The sequence below is a fragment of the Streptomyces sp. NPDC017520 genome, assembly GCF_044329855.1.
GTDB lineage: Bacteria > Actinomycetota > Actinomycetes > Streptomycetales > Streptomycetaceae > Streptomyces.
Map to the genome: position 1 here is coordinate 469914 of NZ_JBIRKB010000003.1, position 12611 is coordinate 482524.

Genomic DNA, 12611 nt, shown 5'->3' on the forward strand with positions numbered 1-12611 from the left:
GGAGCGTAATCGTCCGTTCCGTTGATGGGTCTCGGTCATGAGCGAAATCGATTGCGAATCGATCACGGGCGGGGGCCGGTCGGTCACGGCCGGGGGCCGGGGGCGGTCAGAGCCGCTGCCAGCGCCTCGGCCCGGGCGGCGGCGACGGCCGGTCCGGTGCCGGTCGCGGCGACCATGGCCCACCGTCGCGGTACGCAGGCCACCGCCTCCAGCAGCGCGCCGGGCACCGCCCTGGACCTGGCGGTCGCGGTCATCTGATGGAGCGTCCGGTCCGCCGGCGGCAGGAAGACACGGGTCGCCGCGTACGGCTCGTCGATCCCCTGCTCCCGGGCGCGGTCCCGGAAGGTGCGCAGGCTCTCGGCGCCGTGTGCGGAGAGGTTGAAGTCGATCGCTCCGACGAGGAGTCGGTCGCCGAACGCGCCGCCGAGTCGGCCCACGGCGAAGTCGATGCCGCCGGTGACCAGCCCGCCGTGGCTCCCGTCCGCGACGCTCTCCGGGCCCTGGAAGGCCGCGCGGACGGCCTCCAGTGCGGCGCGGATGGTCCGGTACGCGTCCCGGGGCAGCCCGAGAGCGGTCCAGCCGGCCTCGTCGACGTAGTCGTTGCCCCGCCAGGAGTAGCCGTCCAGCATCTGGAGGGTCAGCCCTTCGGCGACCTGCCCGTGGCGGATGTGCCCGGACGGCACGACCGGGACGCGGCGGGCCGCCGGTGAGCCGGGGTGCGGGGAGCCCGTTGCCGGGGAGCCGGGCTCGGGGGAGCCGGTCCGCGAGGAGCCTGGCTCGGCCTCCCCGTCGCCCAGGGAGACGGTGAGGAAGGTGACCCAGGCCTCCAGGAGGTGATCGTCGCCGACCGCGTGCGCGGTCCGGGCCTCCGCGGCCAGCCGGTCGGTGTCGGCGAGGTCCAGGTTGCCCACGATGCGCGCCCCGTCGCCCGCGTCGGCGGGCTTGAGCGCGGCCCGGTCCAGGCCGTAACGGGTGCGGAGCAGCGAGGCCGCGTCGAGCACGCCGGCCACGAAGGCGTCCCGGTCGACGCCGGTCCGGGCGATCGTGTAGCCCGGGAGTACCGGGACGGCCAGCCCCAGCCGCTGGTGGGCCCGGCCGAGCCGCTGCTCGGCGGCGAGCAGCTCCTCGGGGGGCAGTTCCAGCGCGGCCGCGGGCATCGCGCGGGCGGCGGCCACTGTGGGGTGGATGTGGTTCTTCCGGTTCCATTCGGTGGCGACCGCCGGGCTGTTGGCGTCCGTGGCCAGCTCGGCCAGCCCGGTCCTGCGGAGCAGCCAGAGCAGGAAGATCTGGGTCTCCACGTCCAGCGCGTACAGCCGGACCACCGCGTCGGGCCGGTCGCGCAGCCAGTCGATGACGTGGCGCAGGGGGGTGTCGGCCCCCTCCTCGTGGGCCTCCGCCATCAGCAGCAGGGCGTGGGTCAGGTAGTAGTGGTCCAGGTCGCCGATGTCGACGGCGGGGACGCCCCGGAGCGCCGCGGCCTCGGCCCAGGGCGCGGTACGGCCCAGAGTGAGGTCGTCGGGGGTCCCCAGATACACCGACCTGGCTTCGACGTACGTGGTCACGTCGTGGGGTTCCTGGCCGCTCAGCAGAGCGGCCAGGTCCCCGTCGAACGCCTTGAGCAGGGGGGTGGTCGTGTGCAGCAGGAGCGAGGGGGCGGTGCTGCCCGGCTGGGCCCGGTAGGGGCGCACCACCTCGCCGGCGGCCCTCGCCACGGCCGCGGTGTCCATGCCGAGAAGCCGTTTGGCGCTCTCCGCGACGCGTGTCCCGTCCCAGACCCGGTGTCCGGTGAAGAAGCCTTCCCAGCGTGCCTTTCCGCCGTCTCGTGCGGAGCAGACGGACGCGGCGACGGGTGAGAGCACCGTGTTCCCTTTCGGCGATGACGTTTCCGGTTGTCCCGTGCTCCGGTTTCCCGGTTTCCTTTGCGTTCCGGTTTCCTTTGCGTTCCGGGACGTTCGAGGGTTCCGGATTCCCGGTTTTCCCGGTTTTCGGAGCGGTCCGTCAGTTGCGGACCGTGGTGAATACCACCGTTACGTAGGGTAGCTCGAAGGTGTTGCCGCTTTTCAGTTCCGGGTGCACGGCGGCGAGTTCACGTATGCGTTCCTCGATTTCCCGGCGGCGTTCCGGAGAGGACGTCAGGTAGTACGACCGTGATTTTATGAGCGTGACGAGGGAATCGATCGTCTTCGGCTCGGAGTGCGGGAAGAAGCCCTGTTCGACGGCCCCGAACTCCGGCCCGAACGTGGGATCGCGCAGCCAGCCGGTGAGCCACTCGGTGTCCTGGGTGCGCAGCGCCTTCAGCGCGCCGTGCAGCATGATCGCCGCGGGGGTGCGCGGGTCGGTCCCGGTGTCCTCGTCGGCGAGGATCCCGGACAGCGCCGCCGACCAGGGGACCTCTTCGTCGCGGAGGTTCCAGAGGGTCGCCAGGACTCCGCCGGGGCGCAGTACGCGCGCCATCTCGGCGTGGGCGGGGGCGGGGTCGAACCAGTGGTAGGCGTGGCTGACCAGCACCGCGTCCAGGCTGGCGTCGGGCAGCGGGATGCTCTCGGCGCTGCCGGCCAGGGCCTCGGCCCCCGGGGCGGTGGCGGTGATGCGGGCGCGCATCGCCTCGTCCGGCTCGACCGCCCGGGTCCGGTGGCCCTCGGCTGCCAGGACCCGGGTGAGCAGTCCGGTGCCCGCGCCGAGGTCCAGCACGTCCCGCGGTTCGGTCCCCAGGATCCACCGGACGCTCTCGACGGGATATCCCGGCCGGGTGGTTTCGTAGGCGTCGACCCCGTCACCGAAGGAACTGCCTCGCTGCTGCCATGCCGACGTGCCGTCCACGGTTTCTTCGTCCGTCATTCGGGGAGCGTCCGTCATTCCGGGAGCCTCGCATCCTTTTGTCCGTAGAACATACGGAGTCGATTCGGGTGATAGTCGAAGTGCATCGGGTGGCTTTCCCCGCGCAGTGCCGCCGCCACCGCCTCGGCGGTCACGGGGGCCTGGGCGAATCCGCCCGTGTTGTGACCGCCGGTGATGAGGAGAAGCCCGCCTCCGGCGGTCCTCACGGTCTCGAAGACCGGAAGGCTCGAAGCGGTCCAGGGCCGCACGCAGTACCTTCTGCTCCGCTCCAGCAGGCCGGATCGCCGGGCCGCGTCGAACGCGTCGGGGAAGAAGGAGGAGGCCGTGTCGTCGACCGCCGCGTAGAGCGCGTCGAGTTGCGTCGGATCGAGGTTGTCCGGGTCGGCGCCGGTCCAGCCGTAGCCCGATCCGACGGTGAGGAAGGAGCGGCCGTCCGGCCCCTGGGTGACGGTGACGTTGGCGTCGGCCGCCGTGTGCCCGCTCCTCGTGATCTTCAGGGAGTTCCTCAGCCCCCGGCCGGGATCGGGGAGGGTGAGCCAGGCGCCGACCATTCCGTGGATCAGCCCGGCGGAGGCGGTGCCGCGCAGCAGCGCCTCCCCGTAGGCGCCGGGGGAGACGACGTAGTGGTCGGCGCGGACCGTCTCGCCGTCGCGGCAGCTGATCCCGTCCGGCGCGCCGCCCTCGCCCGGGACGAGGGCGTCCACAGGCCGCCCCCAGTGGAAGACCGCGCCCGCCCGCTCGGCCGCGTCGGCCAAGGCGCCGAGGAACCGGTGCACCTGCACGGTGAACCCGTTCACCTCGATGCCGCCGACGAAGGCCCCCGCCCGGTGCGCCGCGGCCAGCGCCGGGTGGCGGGCGCTGATCCGGTCGGCGGACAGGACCTCGAAGTCCCGGTCGGCGAGGGAGCGTTGACGCGCCACATGGGCTTCCAGCACGTTCTGATCGCTGTAGATCCGCAGGATGCCCTCCCGCAGGCCGACTCCCTGGAACAGCTCCGGGGAGTCGTGCCGGAGCTCCCGCCACAGCCGGTCGGACGCGAGGTTGTAGCCCAGGACGTCCTCGGTGAAGGACCGGGCCAGCCAGCCGGGCACCCGGGCGTTGTCCTCGGTCCAGGCCCTCTCCGCCGGTCCGAGGCGGGCCAGGTCGGCCAGGCCCCAGCCCTGGTCCTTCACCGGCCGGATGAAGGGCGGGGGCCCGCCTCCGGGGCTCGCGAAGTAACCGTCGGCCTCGGTGAGCGTGAACATCCGGGCGTCGCCGCCGCCCCGGCTGCATCCGAAGGACGTCCACGGCGCGTCGGACCGGGGGTCGGGGCCGCTGTCGTAGAAGCTCACGCGGTGACCGGCCCGGAGCAGCCGCAGTCCGGTCAGCAGGTTCACCACGCCGGCGCCCACCAGGACGACCGAGGCCGCTTCCGGCCGGACGGCGCCGAGGTGCCCGGCGAGCACCGGGCCGACCCGCTCGGCCAGAAAGCGGCGTTCGGCCGTGGCGAGCGCCCGTGCGTAGAGGTCCGCCGGGGGCTCGGCCGCCCCGGCCGACGGGCACGCGGTCACGCGCAACCGGGATCCGACCGGTCCGGGCCCCGGTAATCGGCGGGCGGACGGGCGGTGGACGCGCGCGGCGCTCCTGCGTGCCCCGCCCGGTCCGGCCGCCCGGTCCAGGAGGACGACGAGGAGAGGGCGCTCGCCGGCCGCCGCACCCCAGGCGGCCGTCTCGGCGGCCGCGGGTATGGACCGGGTGAGCAGGACGTCCGGCCGGTCCCGGGCCAGCGCCCGCCCGCGGAGGGCACCCGGCCGAGCCCCCAGCGTGGGGCGGTGCAGTACGTGGTCGCCGCGCAGCAGCGGCTCGACGGAGGTCGGCACTGGATGATCCAGCAGAACCAGCAAGGGGCCTCCTCGGCAGGCTGGTTGGTCAGTTTCCAACCGGTCGGGCGGCGAAACGCCGAGGGGGTCCGGTGGCCGGATTTACGCCGTACTACGTCTCGGAATCCCGGCGGCGGGCCTCCCGCGCGGCAGGCCGCAGCCGACGCCGAGCAGCGCCCCCACATGCTCCCGGCACGTGACACCCCACCTCCCTCTTGCGCCGGGCCGCCGAATCCGCTGAACTGACGTACCGTCAGAAACCACCCTCCGGAGGCCTGATGCAGACGATCTGGCTCAGCGGCGCCGAATGGCTCGCCGTCCTGCGCATAGGCCTCGGCCTGTGGTGGCTGGAGAGCTGGCGGCACAAGGACAAGAAGGGCTGGTTCGAGCGCGGCACGGGCATCGCCTGGGCGGCGGACGTCGCGGGCAAGCACCGCTGGGGCGTGGTGCGCACGGGCTTCCAACGGATCGTCGAACCGCGCCCGAAGGCGATGGCGTACATCGTCGTCCACGCGGAACTGGCCCTCGGTCTCGGCCTGGTGGCGGGCTTCCTGACCCCGGTCGCCCTGGTCGCCGGTCTTCTCCTCAACCTGCTCTACCTGGTCCTGATGATCCACGACTGGGCCGAGCAGGGACAGAACGCGATGATGGCGCTGATCTCCCTGGTGGCCCTGTTCGCCATGGCCTGGCAGACCTGGTCCCTGGACGCGGCGTTCGGGCTGTTCCTGTGAGCCAGAACGGAACGCCGCACGGCCGTGCGTCGGCCGCCCCGCGCTTCGACCTCCCGGAGCCGGACGCCTTCACCCGCCCCTACTGGGACGCGGCGGCGGAAGGGCACCTGCTCCTGCGCCGCTGCGGCGGATGCGGCCGGGCCCACCACTACCCGCGCGAGTTCTGCCCGTACTGCTGGAGCGGGGACGTCAGGTGGGAGCGCGCGAGCGGGGAGGCCACCCTCTACACCTGGTCCGTCGTCCACCGCAACGACCTGCCGCCCTTCGGCTCCCGCGTCCCGTACGTCGCGGCCGTCGTCGACCTCGCCGAGGGCCCCCGGATGATGACGGAGATCGTGGAGTGCGCGCACGACGGCCTCCGGATCGGGATGGGGCTGACGGTCACGTTCCGGGGCGCGGAGGTGGGAACAGGAGAGGCCGGGGAGGCTGTGGCGGTGTTCCGGCCCCGGGTGGTGATTTTCCGGCCCCGGGGCTGACCTCCGAGCGCGCATCGGGTCCCTTGAATGGTGAATGGAGACAAAGGGACTTTCGAAGCAGTTTCAAAGTCATGAGCGCCGGGAACTGGCTGTGGCTGTGGCTGTGGCGGGCTCGCTCTTGGTGCAGGCCTGCGCCTGAACCGACGTCAGGCGAGAACTATACGGCTGGTCTGGCCGTGTATGCGCACCCAATGTAAGGTTCCATCATCGCCATGGATCATTACGTGCGGGGGTGAGCGGTGTTGGACGCCGCGATCGACGAACTCGTCCGGATGTGGCTCGACGGCTGGACGCTCTCCCGAGGCACGGCCGACCCGGTCGCCGAGCACTGGGGCTGGAGCATCGATGTCGGCATGGTGGGCCACGTGGCCCGGCACGTCCTGCCCGTGCCCGCCGAGGTCGACGTCCGCAAGATCGCCGATGCCACCAGCGCGCCCGGCACCTGGCTGAAGCTGTTCGCCGACGACGCCACGGTGCGGCCCTGGCTGGACTCCCAATGGCGGCTCGACGCCCCGTCCCACCTGATGACCGCGCCCCTCACCGCGGAAGATCCTCTCCCCACCGCTGGATACACCCTCACCTCCTGGACGCGCGCCGGCGTCACCCGCGTCCTGGTGCGCACCCGCGACGGGCACTTCGCCGCCCGCGGCCAGATCGCCGTCACCAGGACCATCGCCGTCCCCGACCAGATCGAGACCGACCCCGGCCACCGCCGCCGCGGCCTTGGCGGCCTGATCATGCGCACCCTTCAGAACGCCGCCCACGCCGCCGGCGCCACCACAGGCGTCCTCGTCGCCAGCTCCGAGGGCCGCGCCCTCTACTCCACCCTCGGTTGGACTGCCCGCTCGCCCATGGCCAGCCTGTGCCTGGAAGCGCCCGCCGTCTCCTAGTCGGCCGGACGCCCTGGACGGCGACGGCACCCGCCGCCAACTGCTGGTCCGCCATGACACCGCCACCGGCGAGCGCGCGTTCTGTCTGTGCTTCACCCCGCAACCGACGCCGCTGTTGACCCTCGTGCTCGTCGCCGGGGTGCGCTGGTCAATCGAGGAGTGCTTCCAAGCCGCCAAGGGACAGGTAGGACTCAACCACTACCAGGTCCGGCACTCCCACTTGCTGGCACCGCCACATCGCCCTGGCCATGGCTGCCCTGGGCGTCCTGGCCTTTCTGATGGCCGAAGCCACGACGGCTCCCGCAGAACCCGGCCGCGTACCGATCGGCCTGACCGCCAACGAGATCCGCCACCTGATGAACGCGCTGATCCCTGACCAGCCACGCTCACTCGCCCAGATCCTCCACTGGTCGATAGGGCGCCGGACGCACCAGGGACGGGCTTTCCACAGCCACTGCGAGCGCAGGCTCGTCACCTGATCACGAAGTGCGGCTGGATTGCAGGGTGGTTGGCACACGGGACGCACAGGGAGCAGACCTGTGAGCAGTGGCAGATCGAAGTGACCGGCAGCGGGCGTATCTGGTATCCCGTCGATGCTGCCCGCGCTACCTGCTGGATCACCTACGCCGGGGCTGGGCGCCCCCGGGCCACGGCCCGAGCCGCATGCACGGTGCTCACCCGCCCTCCTCGCTCACCCGTGCTCCGCCGCCGCCGGGGCCAACTGCGCCAGCACCAACCCGTGCAGCAGCTCCGCGTCCACGAACTCGTCCTCCTCCGGCGCCCCGCACCGCCAGCTCAGCGGATACGTGTTGCCGTCCGGGGCGGGAATGCCCACCCACTGGTCGCGCGCGGCCGGTCCGAAGCACTTCGCGCCGGGCGGCCAGTCGTACCCCTCGCTGGCGCCCGGCGGGATCAGGAAGTACGTCCACCGCGCCCCCGCAAGCTCCCGCACGACAGGACCCGGCTCGCCCTCCGTCAGCGTGACCAGGTGCTGGAGCACGGCCTCGCCCCGGACGCCCCGGAGCCGGATGGCGTCGAAGTAGATACCGGAGAGGTGCAGTTGGTGCCCGGCGGTGGGTACCCATTCGGGGTGTTTCTTGCTCGTCATGGCCCCGAGCATCTCGCCGACTGCGTAGCGTGACCAGCAGGACACGGTCCACATCGATGTGATGTGGGGAGGGTGGTGATGGCTGTGGGGACGAGTGGCGAGCTGACACACGGACGGCGGCTCGTGGGAGAGCTGATCCGTATCCACCGGGTACGGGCCGGGCTCACGCAGAAGGCGGCGGCGGACCAGCTGCTGATCTCGGAATCCCTGATGGGCGCGGTCGAGCGGGCGGAGCGCATCCCGTCGCGTGACCTGCTGTCGGACGCCGAGCGGGCGTTCGCGGCGGGCGGGGCGCTGGAGGCGTGCGGGGAGCTGGTGGACGAGGAGAAGTACCCCGCGAAGATCCTGGACTGGGTACGGCTGGAGAGGCTTGCGAGGGTCATCAGTGCCTACGAGACGATGGTGATCCCGGGCTTGCTTCAGACCGAGGCATACGCCCGGGCACTGTACGAGGCGCGAGTACCGGCGTACACGGAGCAGGAGATCGTGCGGCACGTCGAAGCCCGGATGGAGCGCGGTGCGGTGTTGAGCCGGAAGACGCCGCCACGCGTGGGGTACGTCATCGAGGAAGCGATCCTGGAACGTCCCCTCGGCGGCGAGGGGGTGCTCAAGGAGCAGCTCCGGCACCTGCTGGAGTGCATGCGAACGATGAACCACCTGACGGTTCAGGTGATGCCGACGCGCCGCCACACCCATGCCGGTCTGAATGGGCCCATGAAGTTGATGGCCACGGAGGAAGGGCGCCACCTCGTCTATCAGGAGGGGCAAGGGGGCACTATGTTGATCTCCAAGCCCGAGCGGGTCAGCGACCTCTTCGACCTCTTCGGCACCCTGCGGGCGCAGGCGCTCAACCCCTGGGAGTCTGCGGAGCTCATGGAGAAGAAGGTGGCGGAACTGTGATGACCGGACCCGAACTGTTCTGGTTCAAGTCCAGTTACAGCAACAACGAAGGCGGCGAGTGCATCGAAGTCGCCTACGACTGGCACAAGTCCAGCTACAGCAACAACGAGGGCGCTGCCTGCGTGGAGGTCGCCACCTGCCCCCACACCGTCCACGTCCGCGACTCCAAGGTCACCGACGGGCCCACCTTCGCCGTCGCCCCGGCCGCCTGGAGCACGTTCCTGGACCACGCCACCACCGTCAACGGCTGAGGCTCGACGGCTGAGGCCGGTTTGCGCCGCGCCTCAGCGGGGCCGCAGCCCCAGGGTGAGGCGGGCCGGGAGCAGCGTCGTCCGTACGTCCGGGAGCGGGTCCATGTGCTTCACGGTGAAGCGGAACCGGGCCACGAGCGTGGACAGGACGGTCGCCAGCTCCAGATCCGCCAGCGCCTTGCCGACGCACCAGCGGCTGCCGATCCCGTACGGGAGGTACTCCCCGGCGGCCGGCTGGAGCGACTCCCAGCGGTGCGGGCGGAACGCCGACGGGTCGGTGAAGACGGGCGCGGTGCGGTGCATGACGTACGGCGAGATCATGACCGCCGCGCCCGCCGGGAGGCGCCAGCCGCCGCAGGTCTGCTCACCGTTGGCCGTGCGCAGGATCAGCCAGTTGGGCGGCCACAGGCGCAGTGACTCGGCGATCGTCCAGCGCAGGATGTCCGGCGTGGTGTCGCCGCCGCCCGGGTCCACGGCGGCTGCGCACTCCTCGGCCACGTCCGGCTCACGGGCCAGCGCCACCAGCGCCCAGGTGACGGCGGCGGCCGGGACCCGGTAGGAGGCGAGGCCGTTGGAGACGAGCATGCGGACCGTCGCCTCGCCGTCCAGCCCGGCGGCGGCCAGTGCCGCGACGAGCCCACCCTCGCCCGGCCCGTCGAGCACCCGGCGCAGCTCCTCCTCAAGCTTCTTCTGCGCGCTGACCGACCGGCGGTAGCGGGGCAGGAAGCGGCGCACGGCAGGTGGGAAGTGGAAGGGGCTGCTGATCAGCGGGGTGAGCGAGTTCAGCAGGTCGCCGGTACGCCGGGCGGCGGCCCCGGCGTCGCGGGTGCCGAAGCAGAACCGGGCGAACGAGCGGGCGGACAGCTGCTCCAGCTCGGCGACGGGATCGACGACCGAGGAACGGGTCCCCCAGCGGTCGCACAGCCGGCCGGTCTCTTCCTCCAGCCAGGCCCGGTGCGCCTCCAGCGCCGGCGGTGACATGCCCTTCTGGGTGGCACGCCGGCCCCGCATCCACGCGTCGGTGGCCGGATCGCCGCGTTCGCCGCTGACCTCGTCGCGCCGGATGTTGCCCGTGACGAGGAAGTCGGTGTTGGTGCGGCGGAGTACGTCGTGGACGGCGGCCGGGTCGTTCACCAGGACCGTGCCCCCGGTCAGCTCCACCACCGGCCCGTGCCGCTCGACCGAGGCCAGGAGATGGCCGAGGCGGTCCTTCTCGTAACGCTCCATCAGCCCGGCCTGCGTCGCGCCCGTACGGACAGGCGGCCGGGGCGTGGTCTGTTCGGTCAACGGTGACACCCCTGGATCGGAGGACGGCCCGGCCCCGACAGGCGGGGCCGGGCCGTCATCGGGCCTGACGTGCTACGGGATCCAGGGGTAGGCCCCGGCGGCTCCCTTGGTCGTGAAGCCGAACTTGCTCGCAGCCTTGTACAGAATGCGCTTAGCCATCAGACACCTCCTCATACATGGGGAACATCGACGGTGTGGCCACCGTCGTCAGCGGTAGAGATCTAGCCCAAAGCGGTTACGTATAAACAGAGTTACGGGAGAAACTCCGGCAACTCGCCGTTACGGCAGGAAGCTTGGCGGGCTAGGGTGACCGGACGAACCGCCGGGACCCGCGGACCCACGAACCCATCGACCCGGCGACCCGCGGTTCGCTGCCACGCCTCATCGGGGGAGCTGCTGTGACGGACCAGTCCGCGGTCGATCTGCTCGACCTCGATCCCGCCTTCGCAACCGATCCTTACCCCGCCTACGCCGTGCTGCGGGCCAGAGGGCCCGTCCACGAGATCCGCGGGGGCGGCGATGAGCGGTTCTGGCTCGTCGTCGGCCATGACGCCTGCCGGGAAGCGCTCATCGACCCCCGGCTCAGCCGGGACTGGCGGCGCAACGGCCATCTGGCCACCGGTCTCGACGCACCGCCCGCCACGGACGGCCCCGGCAACGCCCACATGCTGCTGAGCGACCCGCCGGACCACACCCGGCTGCGGCGGCTGGCCGCCCGCGCGTTCACCCCGCGCCGCGTCGCCGCTCTCGCCCCGCGCATCCAGGAAGTCACCGACGGGCTGGTGGACGGCATGCTCGCCGCCGAGAACCGTCGGGCCGACCTGGTGGACGCGCTCGCCTACCCGCTGCGGATCACCGTCATCTGCGAGCTGCTCGGCATTCCGGAGCTGGACCGGGACGCCTTCAGACGGTGGTCCGACGAGATCACCGCGCCCACCGGTGCGGAGGCGGCGCGGGCCGCGCAGACGGAGGCGGTGCCGTATCTCGGCGGGCTGATCGCCGCCAAGCGCGAGGCACCCGGGGACGACCTGCTCAGCGACCTGATCCATACGGTCGACGAGGGCGGGGACCGGATGAGCGAGGACGAACTGCTCTCGATGGCTCTCCTGCTGCTCCTGGCAGGGCACGAGTCCACGGTGAACTTCCTCTGCAAAGGCGTCCGCGCCCTCTTTGCTCACCCCGAGCAGTTCGCCCTGCTCCGAGACGACCTGGACGGCCTCGTGGAGGGGGCGGTGGAAGAGATGCTGCGCTATGACGCCCCGGTGGAGACCGCGCCGCCCCGGGTGGCCGTCGAGCCGGTGGAGATCGGCGGCCGGCTCGTCCCGGCGGGTGCCGTGGTCCTGATCGCCCTGGCCGACGCCGGCCGGGACCCCGCCCGGACCACCGCCCCGGACAGCTTCGACATCCGCCGCACCGCCACCGGGGACCGGGGGCATCTGGCGTTCGGCCACGGCGTCCACCACTGCCTGGGCGCACCACTGGCCCGCCTCGAAGGACGCATCGTCTTCCGCACCCTGCTCGACCGCTGCCCGACGCTCGCCCCGGACGGGGCCGACGGTGGCCGGATCTCGGGGCTGCTCGTGCGCGGAGAACGGAAGGTGCCGGTCCGGTGGTGAGGGTGGTGCGCCGGAGTGCCGACGCGGGCTCTCACAGCCCCGGTGCGCCCCACACCGGGAACCACCGGGACAGGTCCTTCTCCACCCGGAGGTCGTCCCCGAGGACGCCCCGCACCTGGAGTTCCAGCTGGTTGTCCCGCTTCTCGGCACCGCCGGGGAGCGGGGCGAACGGGTAGAACGTGCCGCGTTTGTAGAGGTAGACCAGCGCCAGCGACCGGCTCTCCGCGCTCTCCGCGCCCTCCGCGTCCCGGAAACCGATCAGCGAGCAGAGCAGATGCGGGCCGAATCCGCCGTCCTGGAGCAGGGTGTTCACCGCGTGCAGGTCGTTGACCAGAGCGGCCGAGTCGTCGGCCGGGTGGCGGGCGAGCAGCCAGGTGTAGCCGTACGCGTCCCGGCTGAACTCCACCGGGATGCCGCCGCGCTCCGTGTCCGCGTCCAGAAGTTCGCGTACGTCCTCCTGGAGCCGGGCGAAGCCACCGCCCTCCACGCCCGCGAAGCACACCGAGCCCAGGCCGGTCGGTGCGAAGCCGACGGCGGCCTGGAGGGTGAGGGCGGCGGAGGGGACGGCGAAGAGCTGGTCGAGGTCGGGGCGGACCGGTTTGCTCCGGCCGAGGATCGCGTCGAGCAGGCCCACGGGCGTAACTCCTTCAACGCT

General features: G+C 71.8%; 13 protein-coding genes. 7 read left to right on the plus strand and 6 right to left on the minus strand.

Going from position 1 to position 12611, the window contains the following annotated elements:
* Nucleotides 1-83 precede the first annotated feature (83 nt).
* The 3 genes from ACH4KB_RS09985 to ACH4KB_RS09995 form a co-directional block, all read right to left on the minus strand.
* Nucleotides 84-1859 carry a hypothetical protein gene (locus ACH4KB_RS09985; RefSeq protein WP_398065405.1) on the minus strand — a complete coding sequence of 592 codons (1776 nt, stop codon included), beginning with the start codon at nucleotides 1857-1859 and terminating at the stop codon, nucleotides 84-86.
* Between the two features lie 139 nt (nucleotides 1860-1998).
* A complete protein-coding gene (locus ACH4KB_RS09990) occupies nucleotides 1999-2838 on the minus strand; it encodes a class I SAM-dependent methyltransferase (protein WP_398065407.1) in 840 nt (279 codons plus the stop codon).
* Nucleotides 2839-2852: 14 nt separating this feature from the next.
* Complete coding sequence (locus ACH4KB_RS09995; protein ID WP_398065409.1) at nucleotides 2853-4721, minus strand: NAD(P)/FAD-dependent oxidoreductase; 1869 nt, start codon at nucleotides 4719-4721, stop codon at nucleotides 2853-2855.
* A gap of 254 nt (nucleotides 4722-4975) precedes the next feature.
* Between ACH4KB_RS09995 and ACH4KB_RS10000 the strand changes: the two genes are divergently transcribed.
* From ACH4KB_RS10000 to ACH4KB_RS10015, 4 genes are all read left to right on the plus strand, one after another.
* Nucleotides 4976-5428 carry a DoxX family protein gene (locus tag ACH4KB_RS10000; protein WP_398065411.1) on the plus strand — a complete coding sequence of 151 codons (453 nt, stop codon included), beginning with the start codon at nucleotides 4976-4978 and terminating at the stop codon, nucleotides 5426-5428.
* A complete protein-coding gene (locus ACH4KB_RS10005; RefSeq protein ID WP_398065413.1) occupies nucleotides 5425-5904 on the plus strand; it encodes a Zn-ribbon domain-containing OB-fold protein in 480 nt (159 codons plus the stop codon). Before ACH4KB_RS10000 ends, ACH4KB_RS10005 begins: the two co-directional genes overlap by 4 nt.
* A gap of 242 nt (nucleotides 5905-6146) precedes the next feature.
* Complete coding sequence (locus ACH4KB_RS10010; protein WP_398065415.1) at nucleotides 6147-6794, plus strand: GNAT family N-acetyltransferase; 648 nt, start codon at nucleotides 6147-6149, stop codon at nucleotides 6792-6794.
* Nucleotides 6795-7042: 248 nt separating this feature from the next.
* The gene (locus tag ACH4KB_RS10015; RefSeq protein ID WP_398065417.1) at nucleotides 7043-7273 is read left to right on the plus strand and encodes a hypothetical protein; all 231 of its coding nucleotides are present in this window, start codon (nucleotides 7043-7045) and stop codon (nucleotides 7271-7273) included.
* Between the two features lie 212 nt (nucleotides 7274-7485).
* Here ACH4KB_RS10015 and ACH4KB_RS10020 read toward each other — a convergent pair whose 3' ends face one another.
* Nucleotides 7486-7902 carry a hypothetical protein gene (locus tag ACH4KB_RS10020; protein WP_398065419.1) on the minus strand — a complete coding sequence of 139 codons (417 nt, stop codon included), beginning with the start codon at nucleotides 7900-7902 and terminating at the stop codon, nucleotides 7486-7488.
* A 78-nt stretch (nucleotides 7903-7980) separates the two neighbouring features.
* Between ACH4KB_RS10020 and ACH4KB_RS10025 the strand changes: the two genes are divergently transcribed.
* Nucleotides 7981-8802: a Scr1 family TA system antitoxin-like transcriptional regulator gene (locus tag ACH4KB_RS10025; protein ID WP_398065421.1), complete on the plus strand. Its 822-nt coding sequence runs from the start codon at nucleotides 7981-7983 to the stop codon at nucleotides 8800-8802.
* The gene (locus tag ACH4KB_RS10030) at nucleotides 8802-9053 is read left to right on the plus strand and encodes a DUF397 domain-containing protein (protein ID WP_398065423.1); all 252 of its coding nucleotides are present in this window, start codon (nucleotides 8802-8804) and stop codon (nucleotides 9051-9053) included. The genes ACH4KB_RS10025 and ACH4KB_RS10030 overlap by 1 nt, the downstream gene beginning before the upstream one ends.
* A 33-nt stretch (nucleotides 9054-9086) precedes the next feature.
* On the opposite strand, the gene ACH4KB_RS10035 is transcribed toward ACH4KB_RS10030, so the two are convergent.
* Complete coding sequence (locus ACH4KB_RS10035) at nucleotides 9087-10340, minus strand: cytochrome P450 (protein ID WP_398065425.1); 1254 nt, start codon at nucleotides 10338-10340, stop codon at nucleotides 9087-9089.
* A gap of 398 nt (nucleotides 10341-10738) precedes the next feature.
* Here ACH4KB_RS10035 and ACH4KB_RS10040 point away from each other — a divergent pair, with 398 nt between their 5' ends.
* The gene (locus ACH4KB_RS10040) at nucleotides 10739-11956 is read left to right on the plus strand and encodes a cytochrome P450 (RefSeq protein WP_398065427.1); all 1218 of its coding nucleotides are present in this window, start codon (nucleotides 10739-10741) and stop codon (nucleotides 11954-11956) included.
* A 31-nt stretch (nucleotides 11957-11987) separates the two neighbouring features.
* Here the strand turns inward: ACH4KB_RS10040 and ACH4KB_RS10045 are convergent, their stop codons facing one another.
* The gene (locus tag ACH4KB_RS10045) at nucleotides 11988-12590 is read right to left on the minus strand and encodes a hypothetical protein (protein ID WP_398065429.1); all 603 of its coding nucleotides are present in this window, start codon (nucleotides 12588-12590) and stop codon (nucleotides 11988-11990) included.
* Between the last annotated feature and the right edge of the window lie 21 nt (nucleotides 12591-12611).

Coding starts and splice junctions, on each gene's coding strand:
- ACH4KB_RS09990 (WP_398065407.1), bottom strand. CDS start 2,838: ATGACGGACGAAGAAACCGTGGACGGCACGTCGGCATGGCAGCAGCGA.
- ACH4KB_RS10000 (WP_398065411.1), top strand. CDS start 4,976: ATGCAGACGATCTGGCTCAGCGGCGCCGAATGGCTCGCCGTCCTGCGC.
- ACH4KB_RS10015 (WP_398065417.1), top strand. CDS start 7,043: ATGGCTGCCCTGGGCGTCCTGGCCTTTCTGATGGCCGAAGCCACGACG.
- ACH4KB_RS10020 (WP_398065419.1), bottom strand. CDS start 7,902: ATGACGAGCAAGAAACACCCCGAATGGGTACCCACCGCCGGGCACCAA.
- ACH4KB_RS10025 (WP_398065421.1), top strand. CDS start 7,981: ATGGCTGTGGGGACGAGTGGCGAGCTGACACACGGACGGCGGCTCGTG.
- ACH4KB_RS10030 (WP_398065423.1), top strand. CDS start 8,802: ATGACCGGACCCGAACTGTTCTGGTTCAAGTCCAGTTACAGCAACAAC.